This is a genomic window from Novilysobacter antarcticus, assembly GCF_019802285.1.
Classification (GTDB): Bacteria; Pseudomonadota; Gammaproteobacteria; order Xanthomonadales; family Xanthomonadaceae; genus Novilysobacter; species Novilysobacter antarcticus.
Genome location: NZ_JAIEUJ010000001.1, coordinates 1013738 through 1038260 on the forward strand (window position 1 = coordinate 1013738; position 24523 = coordinate 1038260).

22 protein-coding genes, 2 tRNA genes and 2 pseudogenes are annotated in these 24523 nt (G+C 65.8%); 3 read left to right on the forward strand and 23 right to left on the reverse strand.

All coding sequences use genetic code 11. The features are described from left to right. Positions 1-51: 51 nt before the first annotated feature. From KZ491_RS04610 to uvrC, 5 genes are all read right to left on the reverse strand, one after another. Entirely contained in the window at positions 52-792 is a 741-nt protein-coding gene (locus KZ491_RS04610) for an SOS response-associated peptidase (protein WP_222564634.1), read from the reverse strand. A gap of 317 nt (positions 793-1109) precedes the next feature. Beyond that, a tRNA-Cys gene (locus KZ491_RS04615) sits at positions 1110-1183 on the reverse strand. Between the two features lie 124 nt (positions 1184-1307). Beyond that, positions 1308-1383, reverse strand: a tRNA-Gly gene (locus KZ491_RS04620). A 38-nt stretch (positions 1384-1421) separates the two neighbouring features. Next, positions 1422-1991 (reverse strand): CDP-diacylglycerol--glycerol-3-phosphate 3-phosphatidyltransferase, encoded by a 570-nt coding sequence (pgsA, locus tag KZ491_RS04625; RefSeq protein WP_222564635.1) that lies wholly within the window; start codon positions 1989-1991, stop codon positions 1422-1424. Beyond that, the gene (gene uvrC, locus KZ491_RS04630) at positions 1988-3865 is read right to left on the reverse strand and encodes an excinuclease ABC subunit UvrC (RefSeq protein ID WP_222564636.1); all 1878 of its coding nucleotides are present in this window, start codon (positions 3863-3865) and stop codon (positions 1988-1990) included. Before uvrC ends, pgsA begins: the two co-directional genes overlap by 4 nt. 195 nt (positions 3866-4060) lie before the next feature. Between uvrC and KZ491_RS04635 the strand changes: the two genes are divergently transcribed. Both KZ491_RS04635 and kch read left to right on the forward strand, forming a co-directional pair. Beyond that, on the forward strand, positions 4061-5401 hold the full coding sequence (locus KZ491_RS04635) for a DUF445 domain-containing protein (protein WP_222564637.1): 1341 nt from the start codon (positions 4061-4063) through the stop codon (positions 5399-5401). Beyond that, a complete protein-coding gene (gene kch, locus KZ491_RS04640) occupies positions 5398-6633 on the forward strand; it encodes a voltage-gated potassium channel protein (RefSeq protein WP_246606494.1) in 1236 nt (411 codons plus the stop codon). The genes KZ491_RS04635 and kch overlap by 4 nt, the downstream gene beginning before the upstream one ends. 104 nt (positions 6634-6737) lie before the next feature. Here kch and kdsB read toward each other — a convergent pair whose 3' ends face one another. The 15 genes and pseudogenes from kdsB to KZ491_RS04715 all read right to left on the reverse strand — a co-directional run bounded on the left by kdsB (position 6738) and on the right by KZ491_RS04715 (position 20361). Beyond that, positions 6738-7541, reverse strand: a complete 804-nt coding sequence (gene kdsB / locus KZ491_RS04645; RefSeq protein WP_246606495.1) for a 3-deoxy-manno-octulosonate cytidylyltransferase — start codon at positions 7539-7541, stop codon at positions 6738-6740. Beyond that, the gene (gene lpxK / locus KZ491_RS04650) at positions 7538-8566 is read right to left on the reverse strand and encodes a tetraacyldisaccharide 4'-kinase (protein ID WP_222564638.1); all 1029 of its coding nucleotides are present in this window, start codon (positions 8564-8566) and stop codon (positions 7538-7540) included. Before lpxK ends, kdsB begins: the two co-directional genes overlap by 4 nt. Then, positions 8563-10311 (reverse strand): lipid A export permease/ATP-binding protein MsbA, encoded by a 1749-nt coding sequence (msbA, locus tag KZ491_RS04655; RefSeq protein ID WP_343225540.1) that lies wholly within the window; start codon positions 10309-10311, stop codon positions 8563-8565. Before msbA ends, lpxK begins: the two co-directional genes overlap by 4 nt. Continuing rightward, on the reverse strand, positions 10308-10751 hold the full coding sequence (locus KZ491_RS04660) for an ExbD/TolR family protein (RefSeq protein WP_222564639.1): 444 nt from the start codon (positions 10749-10751) through the stop codon (positions 10308-10310). Before KZ491_RS04660 ends, msbA begins: the two co-directional genes overlap by 4 nt. A 6-nt stretch (positions 10752-10757) precedes the next feature. After that, positions 10758-11414: a MotA/TolQ/ExbB proton channel family protein gene (locus KZ491_RS04665; protein WP_222564640.1), complete on the reverse strand. Its 657-nt coding sequence runs from the start codon at positions 11412-11414 to the stop codon at positions 10758-10760. Next, positions 11308-13818: pseudogene (locus tag KZ491_RS12925) on the reverse strand (DNA internalization-related competence protein ComEC/Rec2); the annotation flags it as partial. The pseudogene KZ491_RS12925 and the gene KZ491_RS04665, both read right to left, overlap by 107 nt. Before the next feature lie 156 nt (positions 13819-13974). Beyond that, positions 13975-14694, reverse strand: coding sequence for a lipoprotein-releasing ABC transporter ATP-binding protein LolD (gene lolD, locus KZ491_RS04675; RefSeq protein WP_222564641.1), 720 nt, complete (start codon positions 14692-14694; stop codon positions 13975-13977). Next, complete coding sequence (locus KZ491_RS04680) at positions 14687-15928, reverse strand: lipoprotein-releasing ABC transporter permease subunit (protein WP_222564642.1); 1242 nt, start codon at positions 15926-15928, stop codon at positions 14687-14689. Before KZ491_RS04680 ends, lolD begins: the two co-directional genes overlap by 8 nt. A gap of 6 nt (positions 15929-15934) precedes the next feature. Further along, positions 15935-16285 carry a hypothetical protein gene (locus KZ491_RS04685; RefSeq protein ID WP_343225541.1) on the reverse strand — a complete coding sequence of 117 codons (351 nt, stop codon included), beginning with the start codon at positions 16283-16285 and terminating at the stop codon, positions 15935-15937. 46 nt (positions 16286-16331) lie between these two features. After that, positions 16332-16592, reverse strand: coding sequence for an FAD assembly factor SdhE (locus KZ491_RS04690; RefSeq protein ID WP_222564644.1), 261 nt, complete (start codon positions 16590-16592; stop codon positions 16332-16334). 65 nt (positions 16593-16657) lie between these two features. After that, entirely contained in the window at positions 16658-17440 is a 783-nt protein-coding gene (locus KZ491_RS04695) for a succinate dehydrogenase iron-sulfur subunit (RefSeq protein ID WP_222564645.1), read from the reverse strand. Positions 17441-17521: 81 nt separating this feature from the next. Beyond that, positions 17522-19312, reverse strand: coding sequence for a succinate dehydrogenase flavoprotein subunit (gene sdhA / locus KZ491_RS04700; RefSeq protein ID WP_222564646.1), 1791 nt, complete (start codon positions 19310-19312; stop codon positions 17522-17524). Positions 19313-19314: 2 nt separating this feature from the next. After that, the gene (gene sdhD / locus KZ491_RS04705) at positions 19315-19716 is read right to left on the reverse strand and encodes a succinate dehydrogenase, hydrophobic membrane anchor protein (protein WP_222564647.1); all 402 of its coding nucleotides are present in this window, start codon (positions 19714-19716) and stop codon (positions 19315-19317) included. Further along, the gene (sdhC, locus tag KZ491_RS04710; RefSeq protein ID WP_222564648.1) at positions 19713-20108 is read right to left on the reverse strand and encodes a succinate dehydrogenase, cytochrome b556 subunit; all 396 of its coding nucleotides are present in this window, start codon (positions 20106-20108) and stop codon (positions 19713-19715) included. The genes sdhD and sdhC overlap by 4 nt, the downstream gene beginning before the upstream one ends. Before the next feature lie 76 nt (positions 20109-20184). Beyond that, positions 20185-20361 (reverse strand): DUF1674 domain-containing protein, encoded by a 177-nt coding sequence (locus tag KZ491_RS04715; RefSeq protein WP_222564649.1) that lies wholly within the window; start codon positions 20359-20361, stop codon positions 20185-20187. Between the two features lie 29 nt (positions 20362-20390). Here KZ491_RS04715 and ygfZ point away from each other — a divergent pair, with 29 nt between their 5' ends. Further along, entirely contained in the window at positions 20391-21260 is an 870-nt protein-coding gene (gene ygfZ, locus KZ491_RS04720) for a CAF17-like 4Fe-4S cluster assembly/insertion protein YgfZ (protein WP_222564650.1), read from the forward strand. A gap of 75 nt (positions 21261-21335) precedes the next feature. On the opposite strand, the gene KZ491_RS04725 is transcribed toward ygfZ, so the two are convergent. The 3 genes and pseudogenes from KZ491_RS04725 to KZ491_RS04735 form a co-directional block, all read right to left on the reverse strand. Continuing rightward, positions 21336-23648 (reverse strand): thiamine pyrophosphate-dependent enzyme, encoded by a 2313-nt coding sequence (locus KZ491_RS04725; RefSeq protein ID WP_222564754.1) that lies wholly within the window; start codon positions 23646-23648, stop codon positions 21336-21338. Positions 23649-23746: 98 nt separating this feature from the next. Continuing rightward, the gene (locus KZ491_RS04730; RefSeq protein ID WP_222564651.1) at positions 23747-24310 is read right to left on the reverse strand and encodes a GNAT family N-acetyltransferase; all 564 of its coding nucleotides are present in this window, start codon (positions 24308-24310) and stop codon (positions 23747-23749) included. Positions 24311-24395: 85 nt separating this feature from the next. Further along, positions 24396-24523: pseudogene (locus KZ491_RS04735) on the reverse strand (acyl-CoA dehydrogenase); the annotation flags it as partial.

The window sequence follows — 24523 nt, forward strand, 5'->3', positions numbered from 1 at the left end:
AGCGGGTAGTGGCGACCGAGTCGTGACGATGCCAGAACAGGCCACGGGATTTTAGTGCGATGAGCCCACCAGCGGCTCCACTAACTGCGGACCCGTATTGCGCACATTGCCGACGGCCCGGCTCACCGGGTGATACACCAGATTCGCGGACGGGACGCTCAGCGCGATCGACATCGCGTCGTCGCTGGTGCCATGAAGCCAAGCGGGGAACACATCCGTGGGCAGGATCAATGGCATGCGATCGTGGATGGTGGCCACGGTCTGGTCGGCGTCTCGGGTGATCACGCTGTAGGTCAGCAGTTCGCCGCCATCGGCACCCGTCCGCGCATCCCACAGCCCCGCATAGAACATGACCGGCGCATCGGCCAGGTGGATGAAATATGGCTGCTTCGTTTTCGGGTCGAGCTGGATCCACTCGTAATAGCCCGAGCTCGGGATCAGACACCGACGACGAACCCACGCACTCCTGAATGCCGGCTTTTCGGCCACGGTTTCCAAGCGGGCATTGATGGTCTTGTACGCCAGCCGCGTGTCCTTTGCCCATGCCGGCAGCAGACCCCAACGCATTGGCAACGCGGCACCACCATCTTGGTCAGCTGCAACTATCGCCCACCCTTCCTGCGTGGGGGCACGGTTGTAGTTGGGCACCGGGTCGGCATCAGGCGTAACCAGAGGCAGCCCGCCGGAGAAGGCATGCACCTCGCGCCACGTGTAGAACTGGGAGTCTCTTCCGCACATGCCGAAAGAATAGTGCCGGGCTGTGCTGCCTGAGTGAACCAGCAGCACCGCCATCCCCAGCGGGGCGCGTCGCGGTGGATCACCTCACGGCAAGGGGCGTAGCTCGCGTCAACCTGCCTAGCCATGAAACTCACGTACACGACTAAGAACTCCGTGTACGTCGGTTCGTAGAGACTAGCGAAAACCATCACACGAAGCACTCTAAGTATTTGCTTTTGTTACCTTTATCTTCCTTCAACAGCTAGTCTCAGATGCGTGAATGGCATAGATGAACAAGGCAAACTACCGAAGCCACGCCATTTACCACTCCGAAACCACTCCAAAAAAGCAATAAAAAAGGGCTACGTTTGCACGTAACCCTTTGATATATATGGAGGCCGAGGTCGGAATCGAACCGGCGTACGCGGATTTGCAGTCCGCTGCATGACCACTCTGCCACCCGGCCGGATGACGTGCGCCACAAGGATAACCCTTGCGGCTGGAGTTGCACTGGGCAATCTCCTGAAAAAACAAAACCCCGAAACCGGGGCCTTGTTCGGTGCCACCCCGGCGAACCGTGGTGCCATGTCTGGAGCGGGAAACGAGACTCGAACTCGCGACCCCGACCTTGGCAAGGTCGTGCTCTACCAACTGAGCTATTCCCGCTGACTGAGCCGACTATTGTAGGCATGCAGACAGAACTGTCAACTGCCTCGTGAATCTTCTTTCATCGACGGCCACGCGGCCCGCAGATACGCAAAGCCGGACCAGAGAGTAAGCAATGCCGCGGCTGCGAGCAACCATTCACCGATGGTGAAAATGGGCAGTCCGAACAGCGGCTTCTGGTAGAGCAGGAACACCAAAGCCAGCATCTGCACGACCGTCTTGATCTTGCCCAGGGTGGCGACCTGCACCTTGGCGCGCTGTCCCAGCTCGGCCATCCACTCGCGCAGCGCGGAGACCGCGATCTCGCGCCCGATGATCACCGCCGCCCACAGGGTCATCCAGACCGTCGGGTGCTTCTGCACCGTCAGCATCAGCGCCACCGCGACCATCAACTTGTCGGCGACCGGATCCAGGAAGGCGCCAAACGCGGAGAACTGGTTGTAGCGGCGCGCAATCCAGCCATCGGCCCAGTCGGTGAACGATGCAAACGCGAAAATGGAGGCGGCCGCCAGGCTCGTCCACTTGAACGGCAGGTAGAACACGACCACCAGCACCGGGATCAGCGCGATCCGCAGCAGGGTCAGCATGGTGGGTACCGTCAACTTCATCCGTTACTCCGTGTGCCGTCATCCGGCCCGCCGCCCGCATCTTCCAGTCCGTGCAAGGTCGCGTAGATGCGTTCGGCCAAAGCGGCATTGATGCCCTCGACCCGTGAGATTTCTTCCACCCCGGCCCCCTTGAGTCCACCCAGGCCGCCGAAGTGTCGCAACAGGTTACCGCGTCGACGCGGGCCAATACCGGGAATATCCTCCAGCCGGCTCGAATTGCGTGCTTTCTGGCGGCGACCGCGGTGACCGGTGATCGCGAAGCGGTGGGCCTCGTCGCGCACCTGCTGGACCAGTTGCAATGCCGGCGAGTCGGCACCGGGATGCAGCGTACGCCCGTCAGGCAGCAGCAGGTCTTCATCGCCCGGACGTCGGGCGGGACCCTTGGCCACGCCCACCAGCACGACGCTGCGGATGTCGAGCTCCTCGAGGACCGCGCGGGCCTGGCCCACCTGCCCCGCTCCACCATCAATCAACAGTATGTCGGGCAACACCCCCGCAGGCTTGCCCGGGGCGGCGATTGCGCGCTTGAACCGCCGGCTCAGCGCCTGGTGCATGGCGGCGTAATCATCACCCGGCTCGATGCCGGCGATATTGAAGCGACGGTACTGGCCGCGCACCGGGCCTTCCGCATCGAACACCACGCACGATGCCACGGTCGCCTCGCCCATGGTGTGGCTGATGTCGAAACATTCGATGCGTTCGGGCAAGTCGTCCATCCCCAGCATCTTCTGCAGGTCCCGGGCGCGCGCCAGTTGGGCGGCGTGGCTGGTGCGCTCGCTGGCCAGCGTGATTTGGGCGTTGCGTCGCGCCAAGTCCAGATAGCCCGCGCGGTCACCGCGCACGTTCCAGCGCAACTGCACCCTTCGGCCACCCGTGCTCGACAATGCATCCTCGATCAGCTGCCGATCGGGAATGTCCCGGTCCAGAACGATTTCGCCCGGCGGCATGTGCTCGCCGTAGTACTGGGAGACGAATGCCGCCAGCACTTCCTCGGCGCTCTCACTGCCGTTGGTGCGCGGAAAGAACGAGCGTGTGCCCAGGTTGCGGCCGTCGCGGAACGCCAGCAGCATCACGCAAGCCGCGCTGCCTTCCATCGCAACCGCGAGCGCGTCCAGGTCGGCCGCGCGCCCGTCAACGTATTGGCGTGCCTGCAGGGTGCGGATCGAGCCCAGCAGGTCGCGCAGCCGCGCCGCCTCCTCGAAGGCCAGCCGCTCACTGGCGGCCTCCATCGCGCGGCCGATCTCGTCGGTCAGCTCGTCGCTGCGGCCTTCCAGCATCAGCACCGCGCGGCGCACGCTTTCGGCGTAGACCTCCGCGTCGACCAGCCCGACACACGGACCACTGCAGCGGCCGATCTGGTATTGCAGGCATGGACGGGTGCGGTTGGCGAATACGCTGGCGTCGCAGCTGCGCAGCTTGAAGAGCTTGTGGATCAGGTTGAGCGTGTCGCGCACCGCGCCGACGCTGGCGTACGGACCAAAGTAGCGACCGGGCACCGAGCGCGGCCCGCGGTGCATCGTGATACGTGGCCACTCCTCGCTCGTCAGCAGCACGTAGGGGTAGCTTTTGTCGTCGCGCAGGAGCACGTTGTAACGCGGCTTCAACGACTTGATCAGCTCGTTCTCGAGGATCAAGGCCTCCGTCTCGGTACGGGTGACGGTGACTTCCATCCGCGCGGTCTGCGCGAGCATGGACATGATCCGCGCCGACTTCGGGGTCGCGTTGAAGTAGCTCGATACGCGGTTGCGCAGGGCGCTGGCCTTGCCGACGTACAGCGCCTTGTCATCGGCACTGATCATCCGGTACACACCCGGTGCAGTGCTCAATGTCCTTGCAAACGCCTTGCCATCGAATGGGGGAGCTGACTGATTCATGCACCCGGGCCCGTTCCGGCAGATCCCGATCCGGTCGACGTCCACGCGTGACCGCGCACCAGCAGCCCGCACTGGTCATGACGTTCGGACAAGGATGAAAGGGTAAGCATGCACTCCATGGATGGGGCAGATTATGCGTCAGGGCAAGCCTCAGCAGACCCTCCACGAGCCGATACCAGGACAACCTGCCAACCGATGACAGCAGAAACCGACCTGCCCCCGACCGCGCCCCGATCGCCTGCCGCGCCACCCACCAGCCTTGCCGGTGATGTGCGCGCCGCGGCGCTGGCGCGTCGTAAACGCATCGCCGTCAGCATGTTGGCTGTCGCTGCCGCGGTGTTCGCGATCGGCACATGGCTGCGGATCACCCACCCGCACTGGGGATTCGACCTGATGGTGGCGATGGCCGAGGCGGCCATGGTCGGCGGCCTGGCGGACTGGTTCGCGGTGGTCGCCCTGTTCCGGCACCCGATGGGCCAGGGCTGGATCCCGCACACGGCGATCATCCCCAACAAGAAGGTGGCCCTGGGCCGTGCACTGGCGAACTTCATCAGCGATCACTTCCTGGAAAGTGGCGAGGTGCTGCGGCGGGTGGAGGAGTTCAACCCTGGCCAGCGGTTGGCGGGCGCATTGGCCAATCCTGTCCACGCCGACCGGATTGGCGCGTTCGTGGTCAGTGTCGCCCCCCACCTGCTGCAGCTGATGGACAGCGAGCGCCTGCATCGCTTCCTGCTGGGGCTGGTGCGCGAGCAGTTGCAGCGCGCCGATGTCGCCGACCTGGGCAGCCAGCTGCTGGAGGTCATGACCCAGGACCGCCGCCACCAGGCGCTGCTGGACAGTGTGCTGCGCGACCTGGGCGATGTGCTCGCCAACGAAGACACCCAGCACATGATCGCGGGCAAGATCTCGCCCCAGTTGTGGTCGGTCCTGCGCCTGACCCGTCTGGACGACGCGGTGGCAGAGAAACTCGCGGCCAAGATCATCGCCGGCGTCAGCGACCTGATCAGCGACATGGCTGAAGATCCTTCCCACGAGCTGCGCCTGCGCTTTGACGACTACGTGGATGCGTTCATTGATCGCCTGCGTACCGATCCGTCGCTACAGCAGAAGGTCTCGGCCCTTCGCGACCGCGTCCTCGACGATCCGGCGCTGGCGCGCTACCTGCGCCAGTCATGGACGCGCGTGCTGGACTGGGTGCGCGATGACCTGCAGCGTAACGACTCCGCCATTGCCGGCAAGGTGGCGGACGCCTCACGCGCAATCGGCGACAAGCTGGCCAGCGATCCCGCGGTACAGGGTTGGTTGAACCAGTGGGTACTGGACACGCTGGGGCCGCTGATCGACAAGTACCGCGGGAATATCCGGGATTTCATTGTCGAGCGCGTGGAGCGCTGGGATACCCGCGAGCTGGTCCGCGAACTTGAATTGAGCGTCGGCAGTGACCTGCAGTACATCCGCTACAACGGCACCGCGATCGGCGCGCTGATCGGCGGTCTGCTGTACGCAACGGTGCGCTTGATCGAGTGGCTCGCATGATCACGGGTGAATCCACCAGCAAGATCGCGGTGCGACCTATTGCCCGGATCCGGGCCGTGATGCGCCGCTGGTACTCGGTGCTGCACGGCGAGAGCTGGTTTCCACACGTTCCGCTGGCCCTCGCCCTCGCCATCGGCGGTGTGTTGCTGCTGCGGTTGGACTTTGGCAACGACTGGCGAACCTATCTGTACGGGATGCTGGACGGCCACTTCGCGGTCCGACCGCAGCGGCTGCCGGGACTGTTGATCGGCGGCGGCATGCTGATCATGGCCGGAGGCCTGCTGTCGCGCTCCCGGCTTGCCTGGAGCATGGCGCTGCTGTTCGCGCTCACCGGCGTCACCAGCCTGTTGCTCGGCCAGGTCCAGTCGCACCTGCTGCTGGTCTACTTCGTGGTGATGCTGCTGGCGTTGTTCCTCGCCTGGCGCCAATTCGACCGCAGCAGCGTCGCTGCCAGCACCCTGTTCGCCGTCACCTCAGTGGTGATGCTGCTGATGTACGCGACCTTTGGCGCCTACTACCTGGGCGGGGATTTCGATCCGCCGATCACCGACCTGGTCAGCGCGCTCTACTACGCCATGGTCACCATGAGCACCGTCGGATTCGGCGACATCACGCCGCAGACGTCGGAAACCAAACTGTTCACCATTTCGGTAATCGTTCTGGGCGTTGCAGTATTCGCGACCTCCCTGACCGCCGTCATCGCGCCAATGGTCAGCAACAGCCTGAAACGCATCGTTACGCAAAAGGGGACACGCATGAAGCGGGAAGATCATTTCGTCGTCATTGGCAGCGGCTCGCTGGCGATCAATACCGCGCGGGAACTCGCACGCCGGGGCAACAAGGTCACCCGCCTGCTGCGCACGGCACCCGAGGACAGCGACAGCCGCGAGATGGACATCGTGGTGGGTGATCCCAGCAGCACCGAGGTGCTGCGCGAGGCGGGCGCGGACCGCGCCGAGGCGGTGCTGGCGATGCTGGTGGACGACTCGGAAAACGCCTTCGTGATCCTTGCGGTGAAGGAGCTGGGAGGCAACGCGCGCACCGTGGCCGCCGTCAACGATGCCAAGCACCTGAGCCGGGTCAAGCTGGCCCAGCCCGACGTGGTGATCTCTCCGCAGGTGCTGGGCGGCGAACTGACCGCGATGCTGTTGAGCGGCGAGGAAGTGACCCCCGACTTCGTGATGAAGCACGTATTCCAGCGCAAGGACGAGGATGCCGGGCCAACCGGGTGAGTCCGGATTGATCCGGCTTCGCATGCGTTGGTGCGACCCCGGCGGATGGCTGCTGGACTGTCAGCCCCGGAGGCTCCGCCGGGCGCAACGTGCCGCGCCCTGAGCTAGATCGCGCGCTGACCGCGCATTAGTGCTTCCACCCGGGCAAGGTCTGCGGCAGTATCCACACCGGGCGGAAATGGCTCGGGCGTCAACGCCACCGCAATGCGGTGACCAGCCTCGAGTACCCGCAACTGCTCCAGCAGTTCGATCTGCTCCAGGCGACCCGGCCGCATGGCCGCAAATCGCTGCAGGAACCCGGCCCGGTACGCGTAAATACCGATGTGCCGCAGCCACGGGCCGCCATCGGGCATCCGCGTGCGATCGGCGGCAAAGGCCTGTCGCGGCCACGGTACCGGCGCACGGCTGAAGTAGAGCGCGTCGCCACTTGTCGCGCGCACCAGCTTGACCGCGTTTGGATCCAGCAGCGTCTCGACGTCATCGATGGGCGCCGCGAGCGTCGCCATTTCCGCGCTGCTGGCGGCGAGCAGCCGGGCTACCGCGCCAATGCCCGCAGCGGGCGCAAAAGGCTCGTCGCCCTGCAGGTTCACCACGATGGTGTCGTCGCTCCAGCCGGCGATGTGGGCGCACTCGGCGAGGCGGTCGGTCCCGGACGCATGCGCGGTGGACGTCATGGCCACCTGTACGCCTGCGCCCTGCAAGGCATCGGCGATGCGCACATCATCGGCCGCCACCCAGACCTCGCGAGCTCCCGCCGCCATCGCGCGGCGGGCGACGTGCAAAACCATCGGCTCGCCAGCGATCAAGCGCAGCGGTTTGCCGGGCAGACGGGTGGCGTCATGGCGCGCCGGGATCGCGACGACGAAGTCGAGTCCGTCACCCGTCCCCGCGCCCGTGTTCGCCATCATGCTTTACCCACCTGCCCGATCCGGTCCAGCAGCGACACCCAGAACCCTTCGGGCAGCTCGGCGCTGACCGGCACGCTGAAGAACGCCTCGGTTGCGAATCCGGCGCACTTGACCGCATCCTTCTCGGTCATCAGCACCGGCAGCGGACTGCCGAACTGGAAGTCCTCGGCGCGATAGCGGTGGTGGTCGGCAAACGCATGCGGCACCACGGCGATGTCCAGCGCCCGTAGCATCGCGAAGAAGCGCTCGGGGTTGCCGATCCCGGCGACAGCGTGCACGCGGTGTCCGGCAAACGCCGCCAGCGGACGCGCCCTGCCTCCCAGCACGGGCACGGCGTCGTGGCTGACCAGGCGCATCGGCCACTCGCCAAAGCCCGTGCCGTTGACATCGCTGGCAGGTGCGTTGGCGACGTTGATGACGCGGAAGTCGCAGGCATCGCCGCGTGGCGGCAACTCGCGCAGCGGTCCGGCGGGAAGAAGGCGGCCATTGCCATAACGGCGCGCCCCGTCGACCACCTCGATCTCGATATCACGCTCGAGCCGGTAGTGCTGCAGGCCGTCATCACACAGGATGATGTCGCAGCCGGCTTTTGCCAGCGCGGCGGCGGCGGCGGCGCGGTCCCGGTCGGCGCGCAACTTGACGCCGGTGCGGCGCGCCATCAGAACCGGCTCGTCGCCGCCGACGGTCGGCGCGGTGGTCGCCTCCACCCACACCGGTGAGCCGGCGTCGGTGCGGCCGTAGCCGCGGCTGGCGATACCCGGCGTCCACCCCTCCTGCTGCAGCCGCTGTGCCAACGCGATGGTCAACGGGGTCTTGCCGGCGCCACCGGCGGTGATGTTGCCCACCACCAGCACCGGTACGCCCGGATGGCGACGCCGCAACAGGCCGACGCGGTAGAACCAGCGCCGCAGGCCGGTCAGGATTCCATACAGCCACGCGAGGGCCTGCGCGAACAGGGGCACCGGCAGGTCGCTGTACCAGTACGCCGGCTGATGTTCGCGCCGACGTGCGGGGCCGGTACTCATTGCGGCTCCCGGAACTGCATGCGGTGCAGATGGGCATACAGTCCGTCGCGCGCCAGCAGCTCGTTGTGGGTGCCGCGTTCGACAATCCGGCCTTCATCGAGCACCAGCACCTGGTCGGCGTGCTCGATGGTCGACAGGCGGTGGGCGATCACCAGTGTTGTGCGATCGGGCATCAGTCGCTCCAAGGCGTCCTGGACCAGTCGTTCCGACTCGGTATCCAGGGCCGCGGTTGCCTCGTCAAGAATCAGGATCGGCGCGTCCTTGAGCATCGCCCTGGCGATCGCCAGCCGCTGCCGCTGGCCACCCGATAGGCTGCTGCCCTTGGCACCAATGGGACTGTCGACACCGTCGGGAAGGCGCTCGACGAACTCCGCCGCATTCGCACCGCGTATCGCGGCTTCCAGACGATCCGCAGGCGGCTGCTCGAGTTCGCCGTAGGCCACATTCGCCGCGATGGTCCCGTCAAACAGCATCACATGCTGGCCGACCAGTGCGATCTGCCGTCGCAGGTCCGCGAGCCGGTAGGCATCCAGAGGCAGATCATCCACCAGAATCTGGCCCGACTCGACTTCATAGAAGCGCGGGATCAGCTTGATCAGGGTCGATTTGCCACTGCCGGACCGGCCGACGATCGCCGTGACGGTGCCAGGCGTGGCGACGAAACTGACATCGGTAAGTGCGTTGCTGGGTTGCCCGGGATAGCGCGCACAGACGTCGCGGAATTCGATTTTGCCGCGGGCGCGCTGGAGGGGCTGAGTGCCGGTGTCGGGCTCATCGTCGGCGTCGATGACATCAAACAGGCGCTGCGCAGATGCCACCCCGCGCTGGAGCATGCCCTGCACGTTGGTGAGCTGCTTCAGGGCCGGGATGATCGCCATCATCGAGGTCATCAGGACCACGAAGCTGCCCGCATCCATCCGGCCCGCCTGCGCTTCGCGGCCGGCAAAGAACAGCAGCATCGCCAGGCCCACGGCACCCATCAGCTGTACCAGCGCCGACGAGATACTGCGGGTGGACTCGACCTTCATGCTGAGCTTCAGATGGTGGTTGGCCTGCTCGGTGTAACGGTCCAGCTCGACTCCCTGCGCGCCATAGACCTTGACCTCCTGCTGGTTCGCCAGCGCCTGGTCGGCAGACTGGAGCAGCTGCGCGCCGCTTTCCTGGATGCGGTGGCTGACCCGGCGGTAGCGCCGGCCCACCTTGTCCATCACCCACCCCAGCGGCGGCGCAAGGATCAGGATCAGAATCGTGACCTGCCAACTGGTCCACAGCATCACCCCGACCATCACGATGGCCTGCAGGGACTGCTGCAGCATGACCTTCATCGCATCGATGGCCGCCTGCGCCACCTGGTCACTGTCGGAACTGAGCTTGATCAGCATCGAGGGGACCGGCTCGGCATCGAAGCGCTGGCCGGGCAGCCGCAGGTATTTGCCCAGTACCTGCACGCGCAGGTCGCGGGCGATGCTGCGACCCGCCCGGGCCATGCTGACGTCGGTCAGGTAGCCGGCCACGCCGCGGGCCACGAACAGGCCCACGATCGCCAGAGGCAGCAGCAGACTGGCCGCCACATCCTTGGCGATAAAGGTCTGGTTGATGATCGGACGCATCAGCCAGGTGAAACCGCCCCCCGCCAGCGCCTCGATCACCATTCCCACCAGACCGACCACGAGCAGGGCGCGGTACGGCTTGGACAGGCTCAGCAGCCGCCGGTAGATCTGTCCGGGTGAGGTGGTTTCTGTCACCGACGAACGTCCTCGCCCGCGGCATTGGCTTCCGGCGATGCAGTGGCGGTCATGATCCGGCGGAAGCCCAGCTGGCCCAGCGCGTCGTACACCGTCACCACAGCCTGGTAGGGAGTGCGCGCATCGGCCCGCAGCATCACCGGGCGTTCCCGCTCCATACCGGCGACTTCCGCAATCGTCGCTTTCAAGGAATCGACATCGTTGCGCAGCACCTCGCGGTCATCGACGAAGTAGCGCCCGTCCGCGTTCACCAGCACCACGAGCGGTCGGGTCGCCTCGACCTGCTCGCCGGTCGCACGCGGCAGTTCCAGCTGGATTACCGAGCGCGCGTCGAACGTGGCGGTGACCACGAAAAAGATGATCATCACCAGGATCACGTCGATCAACGGAACGAGGCTGATCTCCGGTTCGTCGTCGGCCCGATGGTCGCGGATGCGCATGGGCGGTCAGTCCACCAGGGCGGGAGTGCGCATCTGCGCTTTCACCACCGGCGCGGCCGGGCGCGTCTTTTCCAGGGTGTCCAGAAGCTGGATCGCCTCGTGTTCCATCTCGACGATGTATCCGGCGATGCGGCCGCGGTACCAGCGATGTGCCATCAGCGCGGGAATGGCGACCACCATCCCGGCCGCGGTGCAGACCAGCGCCTTGCCGATGCCGCCGGCCAGCTGGTTCACGTCGCCGATGCCATGGTCCAGTATCCCCAGGAAGAGCTGGATCATGCCCACCACAGTGCCGAACAGCCCAAGCAGGGGTCCGGCGGAAGCTACCGAGCCCAGTGTGTTCAGGTAGCGCTCCATCTTGTGCACCAGATGGCGGCCGACATCCTCGATGCGCTCGCGGATCTGCTCGCGCGGGCGATCACGCACGTCCAGCGCCGCAGCCAGCAACTCGCCCAGGGGCGAAGTCGCCCGCAGCGAGTCGATATGGGCCGGGTCGAGGGCCCCGCCGCTGGCCCAGGTACGGACCTCGTTGCCCAGTCCCGGCGGCAGCACATGGGCGCGTCGCAGCGTCCAGGCACGCTCCACGATCAGCGCCACGGCCAGCGCCGACAGCATCAGGATAGGAATCATCGGCCACCCACCCGCCTTGACCAGTTCCAGCACGCGCCAACCTCCGGCCTGGGGCCGATTCAATCCGGTCGATAGGATAGCCCAGCCGCAGCGTCCACCAAGGGCTTATTCTCGCGCCGGGCCGCATCCCACAGCCGTGGACGTGCGGCGCGTCGCGTTTCCACGGTGATCCCGGCTTCCCCGATGCGTACCCGGATCGCCCCATCCCGCGCCGTGTCCGGCGTCGCGGCGCCGGCGTCCTGCCAACGCCGGGTCACATCGACACGCGGATGGCCAAACCGGTTGCCATGCCCGGTGGACATGATCGCCAGTCGCGCTCCGGTCGCCTCGACCAGCGCCGGATCGGATGCGTTGGCGGCGCCGTGGTGGGACACCAGCACAACCTCGGCGTTGATCGCCGACGCCGCTCCCAACCGACTGCGGCGGACCAGATCGCGCTCGATGACCTTGCCCACATCGCCCAGCAGGAGCGCGGCTCCGTATTTTCCCGCGACGCGCAGAACGCAACTGGCGTCGTTGCCGAGATACGGGAAGTACGGCGGTGGGTGCATGAAGCGGAAGGTGACCCCGTCCCACTCCCACTGCTCGCCCGCGACACAGGGCAGCGTATCGGCGATGCCCGAGTCCTCCGGCGCGTTGGCGGAATCGATAACGGTTCGGCTGCGAACCGCCGCGAATCCTCCGCTGTGGTCGTTGTCGGCATGGCTGACGACCGCGCGGTCCAGCCGCGCCACCCCGAGCGCCCGCAGGGCGGGAATCACCACACGCTCGCCACTGTCGAAGCCGTCGGGTGTGGAAGGCCCCATGTCGTACAACAGGGTGTGCGCTGCCGTTAGGACCAGAACCGACGACCCCTGCCCCACATCGAGTACCTGGACATCCACCTCGCCGGGCGCCGGCAGGTCGCGCGCCGGCCACAAAAGGGGCAGCCACAGCAACAACGCGAGCGGACGTCCGGGCAGGCCGCGCGGCAGCAGCAGCCAGAAGGCGCCAGTGGCAAGGCGTACCAGCGCGACTCCCTGAGCCACCAAAGCGCCAGATCGCTCCCCGCCATCGCCTCGAACAGCGGCCAGCTGAGCTGGAAGCACCACGCCGCCGCATTCCATGCCCACAGCCCCCATCCCGCATGCATCAACTCCAGTGCGGTACCCATGAGCGACAGCGGCACGACCACGAGTGTCCACCACGGCACGGCCACCAGGTTTGCCAACGGCCCCGCGAGCGAGGCCTGATCGAACAGGACGGCCGTGAGCGGCAACAGGCCTATGGTGGCCACGCCCTGGGCGGAGACCAGATCGTGGAGCGGTCGGCGGCCCACCTCGGGCAGGCACCAGACCAGCCAGGCGACGCCGAAGAAACTCAACCAGAATCCCGCGGTCAGCGCCGACAACGGGTCCACGACCAGCACCGCGATCATCGCCAGAGCGAGCACTTCCAGCGTGGTCGATCGCCGCCGCTGGATGCGCATCCCTGCCACCACCGCCACCATCAGGACAGTCCGCACCGTCGGCAGCGCGAAACCGGCCACGGCGGCGTACAGCATCGCTCCGACCAAACCACCCATGGCCGCTGCGATGGGACGCGGCACGCGTCGCCCCAGACCGGGAATCAGCCACCAGAACCCAGCGACTGCCAGCGCAAAGAATCCCGCAACGATCCCCACGTGCATTCCGGAAATGGCCACCAGATGACTGAGACCGTTGGAACGCAGGACGTGCCAGTCGTCATCCTCCAGACCGCGCGTATCGCCCAGCGCAAAGGCGGAGAGGAAGCGCGCGGATTCGGGGGCGACGGAGTCCGCTATGCGTTGCGACATTGCGCCGCGCCAGGCGTTTATGCCGCTGCCCGACCGCTCAAGATGCGCCTTCCCGGGCTCGCGGACATAACCGATGGCGCTCACACGACCGGCAAACGCATGCTTTTCACTGTCGAATCCGCCGGGATTGCGCAGCCCTCGCGGCGCTCGCAACCGTAACGTCATCTGCCAGCGCTGACCTGCCTGGACCTGCTCACGGCCCGTCCCTGTACCGTCGCGCTCGTCGTACCACGACACCCGCAGCAACCGGCCGCGCAAAGCCTCGGGCTGGTCGCTCGCGCGATCCACCCTGAGTGCAAAGGCGGTGCGCCGCGGTTGATGCAGCGGCAACTCGACAATCCGCCCACGAACCTCGACGTCGCGTTTTTCCCAGTCTGCCGGAAGCTGGACGGACAGCGCGTGTGTGGCGTGCAGGCCTGCAAGCGCGAAACCGACCAGGCATGCACCCGTCCAGCGTCCCCGCCACGCTCGCCACCACGCAGGCGCTCCAATCGCCAAGCTCGAGAGCAGCAGCCAGAGCGGTGCCAACCCAGGTAGCCACAGGGCCAAGGAGACACCGGTCAGCAGACCTCCCGCCACCGGAACACCGAGGGGGCGCGACCCGACTGGCGGCGTGGCCACGCAAGCGCGTCCATCCGCATGGGCGCCAATAGCCACGCGAGGGGCACGGTCGATCTTGGGGATGGACGGCGGCGTCCTTGCCGCATTGCTCATGGCCTACTTCCATGTCGTGGGATTGTCGCTGGGGCGGCACTTAGACGCGCCGGCCCGGAGTGCCTACATGTCGCTTACCGCGAGTTCGCGCAGCCGGCCCTCGTGCAGTTCCAGCACGCGGTCCAGCCGGCTTGCCAAACGCCGGTCATGGGTCACCAGGACAAGGCTCGTGCGGTGCTCGCGGTTGAGCTCAAGCATCTGGTCGAAGACATGTGCCGCGGTTTTCTCGTCCAGGTTGCCGGTCGGCTCATCACCCAGGACGCACGCGGGCCGATTGACCAGTGCGCGCGCGACCGCCGCGCGCTGGCGCTCACCACCGGAAAGCTCGCCCGGCTTGTGCTCCAGGCGATGCCCCAGCCCAACCGATTCCAGCAGCTCACGCGCCCGGTCACGCGCCGTGGCCACTTTGTCGCCGCCCAGCAGCACCGGCAACATCACGTTTTCCAGCGCGGTGAACTCCGGCAGCAGGTGATGGAACTGGTAGACAAACCCGAGCGCCCGGTTGCGCAATTGCCCACGCGCCGTATCCGACAGCGCGCTCATCCAGTGCCCGTCAACGTAGACATCGCCGGCGGTCGGCGTGTCCAGCCCGCCAAGCAGGTGCAACAGGGTGCTCTTGCCTGCGCCGGACGCACCGACGATGGCGACGGTCTCGCCCTTGCGGACTTCCAGCTCCAGACCATCGAATACGGGCGTGCGCATCTTGCCCTCGGCATAGACCATGCCCAGGCCGGTGCACCCGAGTACCACGTCGTCCCCGGGTTGCCAGACAGGCTCATTCATAGCGCAGCGCCTCCGCCGGAGGCGTACGCGCGGCACGCCATGCCGGGTAGATCGTAGCCAGGAACGCCATCACCAGCGCCACGGCGGTAATGGAAAGCACGTCCTCGGGCTTGAGGTCGGTGGGCAGGCCGGTGATGTAGTAGACGTCCTCCGGCAACAGGCTGACTCCAAACACCCGCTCGATGGCAAACAGGATGTTCTCCAGGTTGAGGGTCAGCACGATCCCGCCGACCACACCGAGGACGGTTCCGATCACACCGATCAGGCTGCCCTGCACCATGAACACCTGCATCACCCCTTTGGGGGAGAGCCCGAAGGTGCGCATGATCGCGATATCCGCCTGCTTGTCGGTCACCAGCATCACTTGCGACGAGACAAGGTTGAAGGCGCCCATGGCGATGATCAGCGATAGCAGGATCGCCATCAGTGTCTTCTCCATCTTCAACGCGCGGAACATGTTCGCGTTGTCGGTGGTCCAGTCGCTGACCTGCAGACCACCCAGCTTGGTGGCCAGGTCGCGGGCGACGTCCCAGGCCTGGTTCATGTCGACCAGCCGCAGGCGTACCCCGGTGACGCCATCACCCAGCCGCATCAGCCGTTGCATGTCCGACATGCTGGTGAACGCCATGCTCCGGTCGTATTCGTTGTAGCCGACCTCGAAGATGCCGCTGACGTTGAATCGTTTGACCCGCGGCATCGCACCGACGGGCGTGCTGTTGAACTCGGCGATCGTCATGACCACCTTGTCGCCGACCCCGACGCCGAGCCATGCGGCCAGCTCGCGTCCCAGCACGATGTTGAATTCGCCCGGCACCAGCGACTCCAACGTACCGGCCACCATCTTATCGCCCAGCACCGACACAGTGCGTTCGTCAGCGGGGACGACGCCGCGGACCATCGCCGGCTGCTGGCGCGGACCATTGAGCAACGCTTCCTTTTCCACATACGGGGCAGCACCGGCGACACGCGGATCGGTCAGCGCCAGATCCACCGCCTGCTGCCAATTGTCCAGCGGTTCGCCGAAAGCGCTGACGGTGGCGTGCGCCGCCATCTGCAACATGCGGTCACGGATCTCCTGCTGGAAACCGCTCATCACCGCCAGGGTGGTGATCAACGCCGCCACGCCCAGGGCGATGCCAAGGATGGATGCCAGGGAAATAAACGAGATGAAACCATTGCGGCGTTTGGCGCGAAGGTAGCGCAAGCCGATGGCGACTGGAATGGGTTTGAACATAGCCCGCTATGGTGCCACCGAACGGCGTCTGCGAGCAGGAGTTTGTGCCGGCAATGCCAGTCGCAGTTCGCGCCGGCTGGCCGCATCCAGCGTGTCGGGCCACCATGCCAGACTGCGCAAACGATGCTCCCGGTCGCGCCAGCGCGCAAAACTCAGTGGCCCGCGCCAGAACACCCGGAAGTCCGCGACGGCCTGCCCGTCGACCTTCACCACTTCGCCGTCCAATTCCAATTCAAGCGCCGGCTTGGCCGCCTCTCGGCGTGATTCCCGAACGCCCCACAAGAGCGCGAGGACGGCGCCAGACCAGGTCACCTCGCGGGGAAAGCCCGACAGCAGCAGCGACAGGGCCGCCAGCACTCCCAGCACCGGGAGCGCCGCTATCAGCCAGGCAGACGGCCGCCACTCAAGCCGGCAACTGGCGGATGGCGCTGACAAGCGTTGCGAGTTCGGCATCCGGCGGGACCTCATGACCCATGAACCAGTGCCAGAGCTTATCGTCCTCGCATTCCAGCAGGCGTAGGAAAACCGCCCGCTCGACTACCGATGCCTGCCGCCATTTGCGGTCGAGATAACGGCCAAACAGCTGATCCAGTTCGCGCATCCCGCGCCTGCATTTCCAGCGCAGCCGGCGCAGCTCTACCTCATCTTCCGGGCTCAGTTGCATGTGCTCTCCAAAAAAAGGGGCGTGCACCCGGCACACCCCTTTGCAAAACTATCGAAGCGCCCGGATCAGGTCCGGCGCGCCACCATCAGCTTCTTGATCTCGGCGATCGCGCGGGCGGGGTTGAGGCCCTTGGGGCACGTGCGCGTGCAATTGAGGATGGTGTGGCAGCGATACAGTTTGAACGGGTCTTCCAGATCGTCCAGGCGCGCACCCGTGTCCTCGTCGCGGCTGTCGGAAATCCACCGGTAGGCCTGCAGAAGGACCGCCGGACCCAGGTAGCGATCGCCGTTCCACCAGTGACTGGGGCAACCGGCGGTGCAGCAGGCACACAGGATGCACTCGTACAGGCCGTCGAGCTTCTTGCGGTCCTCCGGCGACTGCAGGCGCTCGCGATCGCTGGGCGCCGGGCTGGCCGTCCGGATCCACGGCTTGATCGAGGCGTACTGCGCGTAGAAATGGGTCAGGTCGGGAACCAGGTCCTTGACCACTTCCATCGCCGGCAGCGGATAGATCGGCACATCGCCGCCGCTGCAATCCTCGATTGCCTTGGTGCACGCCAGGGTGTTGGTGCCGTCGATGTTCATCGCGCACGACCCGCAGATACCTTCGCGGCACGAGCGGCGGAAGGTCAGGGTCGGGTCGATCTCGTTTTTGATCTTGATCAGCGCGTCCAGAACCATCGGGCCGCAGCTCGCCATGTCCACCTCGTAGGTGTCCACGCGCGGGTTCTGGTCATCCTCGGGATTCCAGCGGTAGACACGGAACGTGCGCGGCTGCTTGGCCCCGGGCGTCTCGTAGTGCTTGCCCTTCTGGATCGTCGAGTTTTTGGGAAGGTTGAAATCGGCCATCGGTAGTTCCGCCTTGGAAGCCGGTCTCAGCCGGCACCACGGGCCGGTATGCGGCCCGCGGGGTGGTTGGTGAAAACGAAGTCAGTAGACCCGCTTTGCAGGCGGGACCACGTCCACGTCGTCCGTCAGCGTGTACATGTGCACCGGCCGATAGTCGATCTTCGTATTGCCTGCATCGTCGACCCAGCACAACGAGTGCTTGTGCCAGTTCGTGTCGTCGCGCTCCGGATAGTCGTCGCGCGCATGGGCGCCGCGGGACTCGGTGCGGTTTTCCGCGCAGACGATCGTCGACAGCGCCTGACCGAGGAGGTTGGACAGTTCGAAGGTTTCGACCAGGTCGGAGTTCCAGATCAGCGAGCGATCGCTGACCTTGACGTCCTCGAACGACGCTCGGATCTCGCGGATCCGGCTCACGCCCTCGGCCAGGGTCTCCTCGGTCCGGAACACCGCCGCGTCAGCCTGCATCGCACGCTGCATCTGATCGCGGATGACCGCGGTCGGCGTGCTGCCATTGGCGTTGCGCAGCTTGTCCAGATGGGCCAGCGATGCATCGCAGGCGTCAGCGGGCAGGTCGGGATGGGTTGCGCCCGGGGTCAGCGTCTCAGCGCAGCGGTTGGCCACGGCGCGTCCGAACACCACCAGATCCAGCAGCGAGTTGGAGCCCAAGCGGTTGGCACCGTGCACCGACACGCAAGCCGCCTCGCCGATCGCATACAGGCCCGGCACCACCGCATCGGGATCGCCGTTCTTCAACTGCACGACTTCGCCGTGGTAGTTGGTCGGCACGCCGCCCATGTTGTAGTGCACGGTCGGGATGACCGGGATCGGCTGCTTCTCCACATCGACGTTGGCGAAGATGCGCGCCGACTCGGCGATGCCAGGCAGCTTCTCGTGGATCACTTCCGGGCCCAGATGGGTCAGGTCCAGCAGCATGTGGTCCTTGTGCTCGCCTACACCGCGACCCTCGCGGATCTCCATCGTCATGGCGCGACTGACCACGTCGCGCGAGGCCAGGTCCTTCGCCGATGGCGCATAGCGCTCCATGAAACGCTCGCCGTTGGCGTTGCGGAGGATGCCGCCTTCGCCACGCACGCCTTCGGTGATCAGGCAGCCGGCGCCGTAGATGCCGGTTGGGTGGAACTGCACGAACTCCATGTCCTGCAGCGCCAGTCCAGCTCGCAGCGCCATGCCGTTGCCGTCACCGGTGCAGGTGTGCGCGGACGTCGCCGAGAAGTACGCACGTCCGTACCCGCCGGTCGCCAGGACCGTGCCCTGGGAGCGGAACAGGTGCAGCGTGCCTTCGGCCATGTCCAGCGCGAGGACGCCGCGACAAACACCGTCGGCATCCATGATGAGGTCCAGCGCGAAGTACTCGATGAAGAACTCGGCGTGGTGCGCCAGCGACTGCTGATACAGCGTGTGCAGGATCGCATGGCCGGTGCGGTCGGCTGCCGCGCAGGTGCGCTGGGCGGGCGGGCCCTCACCGTACTTGGTGGTCATGCCACCGAAGGGACGCTGGTAGATCTTGCCCTCTGGCGTACGCGAGAACGGGACGCCCTGATGCTCCAGCTCGATGATCGCCGGGATGGCCTCACGGCACATGTACTCGATGGCGTCCTGGTCGCCCAGCCAGTCCGAGCCCTTCACGGTGTCGTAGAAATGGTAGCGCCAGTCGTCCTCACCCATGTTGCCCAGCGCCGCGGCGACGCCACCCTGCGCGGCCACGGTGTGAGAGCGGGTCGGGAAGACCTTGGTGATGCACGCCGTCTTCAGGCCCTTCTGGGCCAGACCGAAGGTCGCGCGCAGCCCGGCACCGCCGGCACCGACCACGACCATGTCGAATTTGTGTTCCTGGATCTTGTAAGCCGGCACGATCAGCCCCCGAACGCGATGCGAATGACCGCGAACACGCTGGCAAGTGCCGCGAGTACGCAGATAAAGATGATGGCCAGCTGGACGGTTACCTGCAGCCATCCGGTGTGCACGTAGTCCTCGAACACCACCTGCAGACCGAGCTTGGCGTGCCAGAACGAGGCGATCAGGAATGCGATCAGCAGCAGCGCATTTAACGGCGATGCGACCGTCGCGCGGACGCCGGCGTAATCGGCCCCCACCAGTGACAGCAGCAGGTAGACCACGTAGAGCGAAAGGAATACGAGCGCGATCGCGGTAACGCGCTGGACGATGAAGTGACCCGTGCCTTCCTTCGCCGAGCCCAGGCCGCGTGCGCGCTTGAGTGGATTGCGCAGGTCACCCTGCAGATCGTTGCTGTTCATGCACCACCCCATTGCTGCATGGCCGCGAACCACAGCAGCGCGGTGATCACCAGGCTGGCAATGATCGTGGTCCAGCTGTTACGGACGAAGTCAGGAATCCGGAAGCCCCAGCCGGCATCCTGGATCACGTGGCGGATCCCGTTGGCAAGGTGATAGGCGAAGGCCCAGCTCCAGCCGAACAGCACCACGAAACCCGGAATGGAGCGGGCAAACGCACTGAAGTCCGCCCACTGCGCGGGACCTGCCGCCAGCGCCCACAGCCCCCAGACAAACAGCAGGCTGCCGGCAACCAGGACGATGCCGGTGGCGCGATGGAGGATCGAGGTGACCATCTGGACCTGCCAGCGGTAGACCTGGATGTGCGGTGATATGGGACGTTGGCGACTGGCCATGGCAACGGCGCTCTCTGGGCTGGGCGGCGGGGCCGCGTGGCGGAATGTGCTTGGGGTGACTGGACGTAGGGTGACGTCAGAAATCGATGCAGCGGCCGTTCTTCTCCCAATCGCCATACCGGGTCGGATCCGGGCCATCACGGCCGCCGTACTCGGGTATCTGGGAAGGCTGGTCCGGCTGGTCCACAGCGGTGTCCGCAGGCACCTCGGCGGTCTCGGCAGGATCGGTCTCGGCGGTGGTTTGGCCTATCATCACGGGGTCCTAGCTTAGTTGGCGCCCCCATGTCTGACAAGTCGCCCGTCCCTGTTGGCCCGGTAATTGCGTTACCCGGCCACGCCGTAATCACCCTCCTCGGCCGCGATGCCGTCGCATTTGCCCAGGCCCAGTTCATGAACGACGTCGATGCCCTCGCAGACGGCGAGTGGCACTGGAGCGGATGGCTGACCCCAAAGGGACGGGTCATCGCGCTGTTCGCACTGTTGCGCAAGGATCCGCAGACGCTGTGGCTGGTGTTGCTGGATGGCGACGCCGAAGCGATCGTGCAGCGGCTGCGTGGCTATATTTTCCGCAGCAAGGTCACCATCGAAATCGATGAGGGCGTAACCGTAGGTGGCCGTTTCGCGGCGGCCGCGCGTGCCCGCGGCTACGCCATCGCCGAGGACGGCGTCAACGTCGAGCTCGATCTCGGCACAGGTGAGCAGCCGCGCAGCCTGTTGATCGGCGGGCATCTGGACGCGGCGCGGGACGATTGTGCAGCGGCGCATTGGCGCGTGGCTGATCTGCAAGACGGGTTACCACGGCTGACAGACTCGGAACGCGAGCAGTGGACGCCCCAGCAGTTGTCACTGGAGCGACTACAGGCCTTCAGCGTGAAAAAAGGCTGCTACCCCGGACAGGAAATTGTCGCCCGCACGCACTTTTTGGGGAAGGCAAAGCGCGGCCTCGCGCTGCTCACCGGCGGTTCGCCGATCGCTGTTGGCAGCGATGTCATGTCTGAAGGAAAACCCCTGGGCCGGGTGATGTCGGCCGCCAGCGCGGCCGGGGAGCACGTTGCGCTGGCGGTGTTGCCGCTGGAGCGAGCGCAGGCCGCCCTGCTGGTGGACGGCGCCGACGTGGTCGAGGCACCGTTGAGAGACGGCCTCGCCCGCTGACTGATTGCCGTCGCGTCACTCGTCCCCGGTGTCCATCTGCGCTGGGTCGGCTACGGATGATGTGAGCGAGCGGTCTCAGTGCGCACCCGCCAGACGGCCTGCGGCCTCGACGATATCCTCTTCCCGGGGAATGACCAGGAACGCGGCGCCGGCCAGCGGCGTGTAGGTGTCCGTACCGACCACCCGTTCAAACGGGATGTCACCCAAACCGCCTTCCGCGATCGCGGTGATGATCCCCTCCCCCACGCCCGCGCTTTGGCGGCCCTCATCGACAATGATGATCCTGCGTGCGCCGCGGGCCTGATCGACGATCCAATCGTCATTGAGCGGCACCAGCCAGCATATGTCGACAACGCGGACACCCCAGCCGTGGGTTTTCCCGATGCTGCGGGCGGCGCGAAGACTCATCGGCACGCCATTGCCGTAGGTGAAGATCACCAGTCCATCGCGCCCATCGCCGACATCAGCGCCAGCGCCTCCGAGGCTTTCAGGCGGGTACACGCGGCCTTCGCCGATCACCATCGCCTCGCCGGGGGCGGGATAGTCCGTCAGCCAACCGCCGTCCCCGGACTCGTGCAGGTCCTTGGTCATGTACAGCGCGATCGGCTCGAGGAAGACACTGACCCGACCGTCCACCTTGGCCAGCGCGGTCAATGTGCGCAGCATGGTGACCGCATCATCCCCACGCGAGGGGCAGCCGACCACCAGGCCGGGGATGTCACGCAGCGCGGTGATCGAATTGTCGTTGTGGAAGTGGCCACCGAACCCGCGCTGATAGCCCAGCCCGGCGATACGCACCACCATCGGGTTGGCGTACTGGTTGTTGCTGAAGAACTGCAGGCTCGCCGCCTCGCCGCGGATCTGGTCACAGGCGTTGTGGAAATACGCCAGGTACTGGATTTCCGGGATCGGCAGCATGCCGACATTCGCAAAACCCTGTGCCATGCCCAGGATCATCGTCTCGTCAAGCAGCGTATTGAACACGCGACGCGGACCGAACGCCTTCTGCAGTCCTTTGGTGACGGTGTAGACGCCGCCCTTCTGGGCCACGTCCTCGCCAAACAGCAGGGCCTCGGGATACTTGGCGAACGTCTCGTGCAGGGCCTGGTTGATCTGGATCGCCATATGCCGGGGCGGCAGGTTCTCCGGCAGCTTCGCCTCGCCGCCGAAAACCTCCAGGCGGCGCTCCTGATAGTCGGCGCGCTCGGCCTCGGCCATGACCTTGTCGGGAGAGTACGGGGCCAGCGGCGCGATGACGTCCGCCAACGCTTCCAGCTTGGGGCGGCGATCGGCTGCTTCGGCGGCCGCGAAGCAGCGCTTGCGGGTGCGCTCGTAGAGCTCAAGCACCTCATCCCTGGACATGAGCCCGGATTCCAGTGCGATGGCCGCCGAGCGCAGCAGCGGATCCGTGGCCTCGACCGCGCACAGCTCTTCCAGCGATCGCCACTCGATCTCGAAGTCGGTGCCTGCGTGTCCCATGATCCGGGTCGTGCGCAGGTGCAGGAAGGTCGGCCGGCGCGTCGTACGGCAGTGGTCGACGGCGCGCTGGACGTCGGCGTAGCCATTGGCCAGATCCAGGCCGTCGGCCGCGAAGTAGTCCAGGTCGGCGCGCCGGGAGAAATTGCGCGCGATCCAGCCCGACGGCGTCTTCACCGAGATGCCGATTCCGTTGTCCTCACACACGAACAGGACTGGCGCCGGGAGCTTCTGGTAAGCGGTCCACGCAGCTGCATTGAAGGCGGTCTGCGCGGTGGCATGGTTGCTGGACGCATCGCCGAAGGAGCAGATGGTGATGCTGTCATCGGGAATCGGCAGCTGGTGCCCAAGGCGCCGACCGGCCTCGATCGCAATCGCCGTGCCGAGCGCTTTGGGCAGATGCGAGGCAATGGTCGAGGTCTGCGGGAGCACCCACAAGGGCTTGCTGCCCCAGACCTTGTGGCGACCACCGCTTGCCGGGTCATCCTTGCTGGCGGCAAAGCTCAGCGCGGAGTCCATCGCCGGATCCATGCCGGGTAATTTGCGGAAACGCTCGGCCATGAAACCGCCGCTGCGGTAGTGCAGGAACGCCGGATCGGTGTGCCGGGTGGCTCGCGCGACCATCGCGTTGCCTTCGTGACCGGACGAGCCGATCGTGTAGAAGACCTTGTTCTGCACCCGCAGCACCCGCGCCATGAGGTCCAGGTGTCGGCTGACCAGTTGCGATTCGAACAGTTCAAGGAAGCCCCTGGCATCCAGCGCGCTTCCCTCCAACACCGGCGCATCGGCGTCGGGTGGTTCACAGGTCCGCCCATCCCACGACTGGACGAATTCAGTGAAGTTGACATCGCAGATCTCGGCGCGGTTGAGACCTCGCATGCGCGCGGGGATCGGGGTGGACAGGCTCGACATCATCAGGGCTCCGCCTCTGCCGGAGGGCGCGAGGCTGCAATAGGAAAAGGTGGAGTAGCGACTGGGACGCACACGGCTCCGCTACGGGTTGCCGTGGCTCAGGGAGGCGCCTGCGTCTTTCGGGCACGCCATTGCTCCCGGGACTGGCCCCAGATCTGCACGGCTTTATCGTCATAGGGCTCGGGCAATTGGCCCATGCGAAGCAGACTCGATCCAAGACGCTGGGCGAGGCGTTGCGATGCGTGGTTATCCGGGTCGATGGAATGGATCACCTCGGGCCATCCCAACTCCTCCATCGCCCATTCGGTGGCGGCGGTGGCGGCTTCAAGCGCATATCCCTGCCCCCAGGCGGCGCGACGGAACGACCACCCGATCTCCGGACCCGGCCAATCGACCGGATGCCAGGGACCGGTCTGTCCCAGCCACTGGCCACTGTGCTTGTCGATGACGGAAAACATCGCAAAGCCCTGCATCGCCCAGGCGCCGGGCATCTGCAGAAATCTCCGCCACGCGGCCGAACGCGGCATGTGGCCGCCGATATAGCGGGCTGCCTCCTCATCACCCAGCATCTCCGCCACACCCTCGAAGTCCTCCACCCGCTGCGGACGCAACAGCAGGCGGGAGGTTTCCAGGGTTGGGCCCAGCGGATGGATAGAGTTCATCAACGGCTCCGATTCTTTCCATGAGACGGCGGGATGTCGATCAGACAAGGCGACTCTAGCCCGGCGCAGATGCCGGGGGCGGTTATCAGAACGCGTTGATCCCCGTCAGCTCGCGGCCGACCACCAGCTGGTGCACGGTCTCGGTGCCCTCGTAGGTGATCACCGACTCCAGGTTCATGGCGTGGCGGATCGCGCAATGCTCGGTGGTGATGC

Excerpts from the sequence above, each read along its gene's own strand:
- KZ491_RS04690 (WP_222564644.1), bottom strand. The coding sequence starts at position 16,592 with ATGCAACTGAGCCCGGAAGATGAGGTAGAGCTGCGCCGGCTGCGCTGG.
- lpxK (WP_222564638.1), bottom strand. The coding sequence starts at position 8,566 with ATGAGTACCGGCCCCGCACGTCGGCGCGAACATCAGCCGGCGTACTGG.
- KZ491_RS04680 (WP_222564642.1), bottom strand. The coding sequence starts at position 15,928 with ATGTTCAAACCCATTCCAGTCGCCATCGGCTTGCGCTACCTTCGCGCC.
- kch (WP_246606494.1), top strand. The coding sequence starts at position 5,398 with ATGATCACGGGTGAATCCACCAGCAAGATCGCGGTGCGACCTATTGCC.
- KZ491_RS04635 (WP_222564637.1), top strand. The coding sequence starts at position 4,061 with ATGACAGCAGAAACCGACCTGCCCCCGACCGCGCCCCGATCGCCTGCC.
- KZ491_RS04715 (WP_222564649.1), bottom strand. The coding sequence starts at position 20,361 with ATGATAGGCCAAACCACCGCCGAGACCGATCCTGCCGAGACCGCCGAG.
- ygfZ (WP_222564650.1), top strand. The coding sequence starts at position 20,391 with ATGTCTGACAAGTCGCCCGTCCCTGTTGGCCCGGTAATTGCGTTACCC.
- lolD (WP_222564641.1), bottom strand. The coding sequence starts at position 14,694 with ATGAATGAGCCTGTCTGGCAACCCGGGGACGACGTGGTACTCGGGTGC.
- KZ491_RS04660 (WP_222564639.1), bottom strand. The coding sequence starts at position 10,751 with ATGCGCATCCGCGACCATCGGGCCGACGACGAACCGGAGATCAGCCTC.
- KZ491_RS04730 (WP_222564651.1), bottom strand. The coding sequence starts at position 24,310 with ATGAACTCTATCCATCCGCTGGGCCCAACCCTGGAAACCTCCCGCCTG.
- KZ491_RS04725 (WP_222564754.1), bottom strand. The coding sequence starts at position 23,648 with ATGTCGAGCCTGTCCACCCCGATCCCCGCGCGCATGCGAGGTCTCAAC.
- uvrC (WP_222564636.1), bottom strand. The coding sequence starts at position 3,865 with ATGAATCAGTCAGCTCCCCCATTCGATGGCAAGGCGTTTGCAAGGACA.
- sdhC (WP_222564648.1), bottom strand. The coding sequence starts at position 20,108 with ATGGCCAGTCGCCAACGTCCCATATCACCGCACATCCAGGTCTACCGC.
- KZ491_RS04695 (WP_222564645.1), bottom strand. The coding sequence starts at position 17,440 with ATGGCCGATTTCAACCTTCCCAAAAACTCGACGATCCAGAAGGGCAAG.
- sdhD (WP_222564647.1), bottom strand. The coding sequence starts at position 19,716 with ATGAACAGCAACGATCTGCAGGGTGACCTGCGCAATCCACTCAAGCGC.
- pgsA (WP_222564635.1), bottom strand. The coding sequence starts at position 1,991 with ATGAAGTTGACGGTACCCACCATGCTGACCCTGCTGCGGATCGCGCTG.
- KZ491_RS04610 (WP_222564634.1), bottom strand. The coding sequence starts at position 792 with ATGGCGGTGCTGCTGGTTCACTCAGGCAGCACAGCCCGGCACTATTCT.
- kdsB (WP_246606495.1), bottom strand. The coding sequence starts at position 7,541 with ATGATGGCGAACACGGGCGCGGGGACGGGTGACGGACTCGACTTCGTC.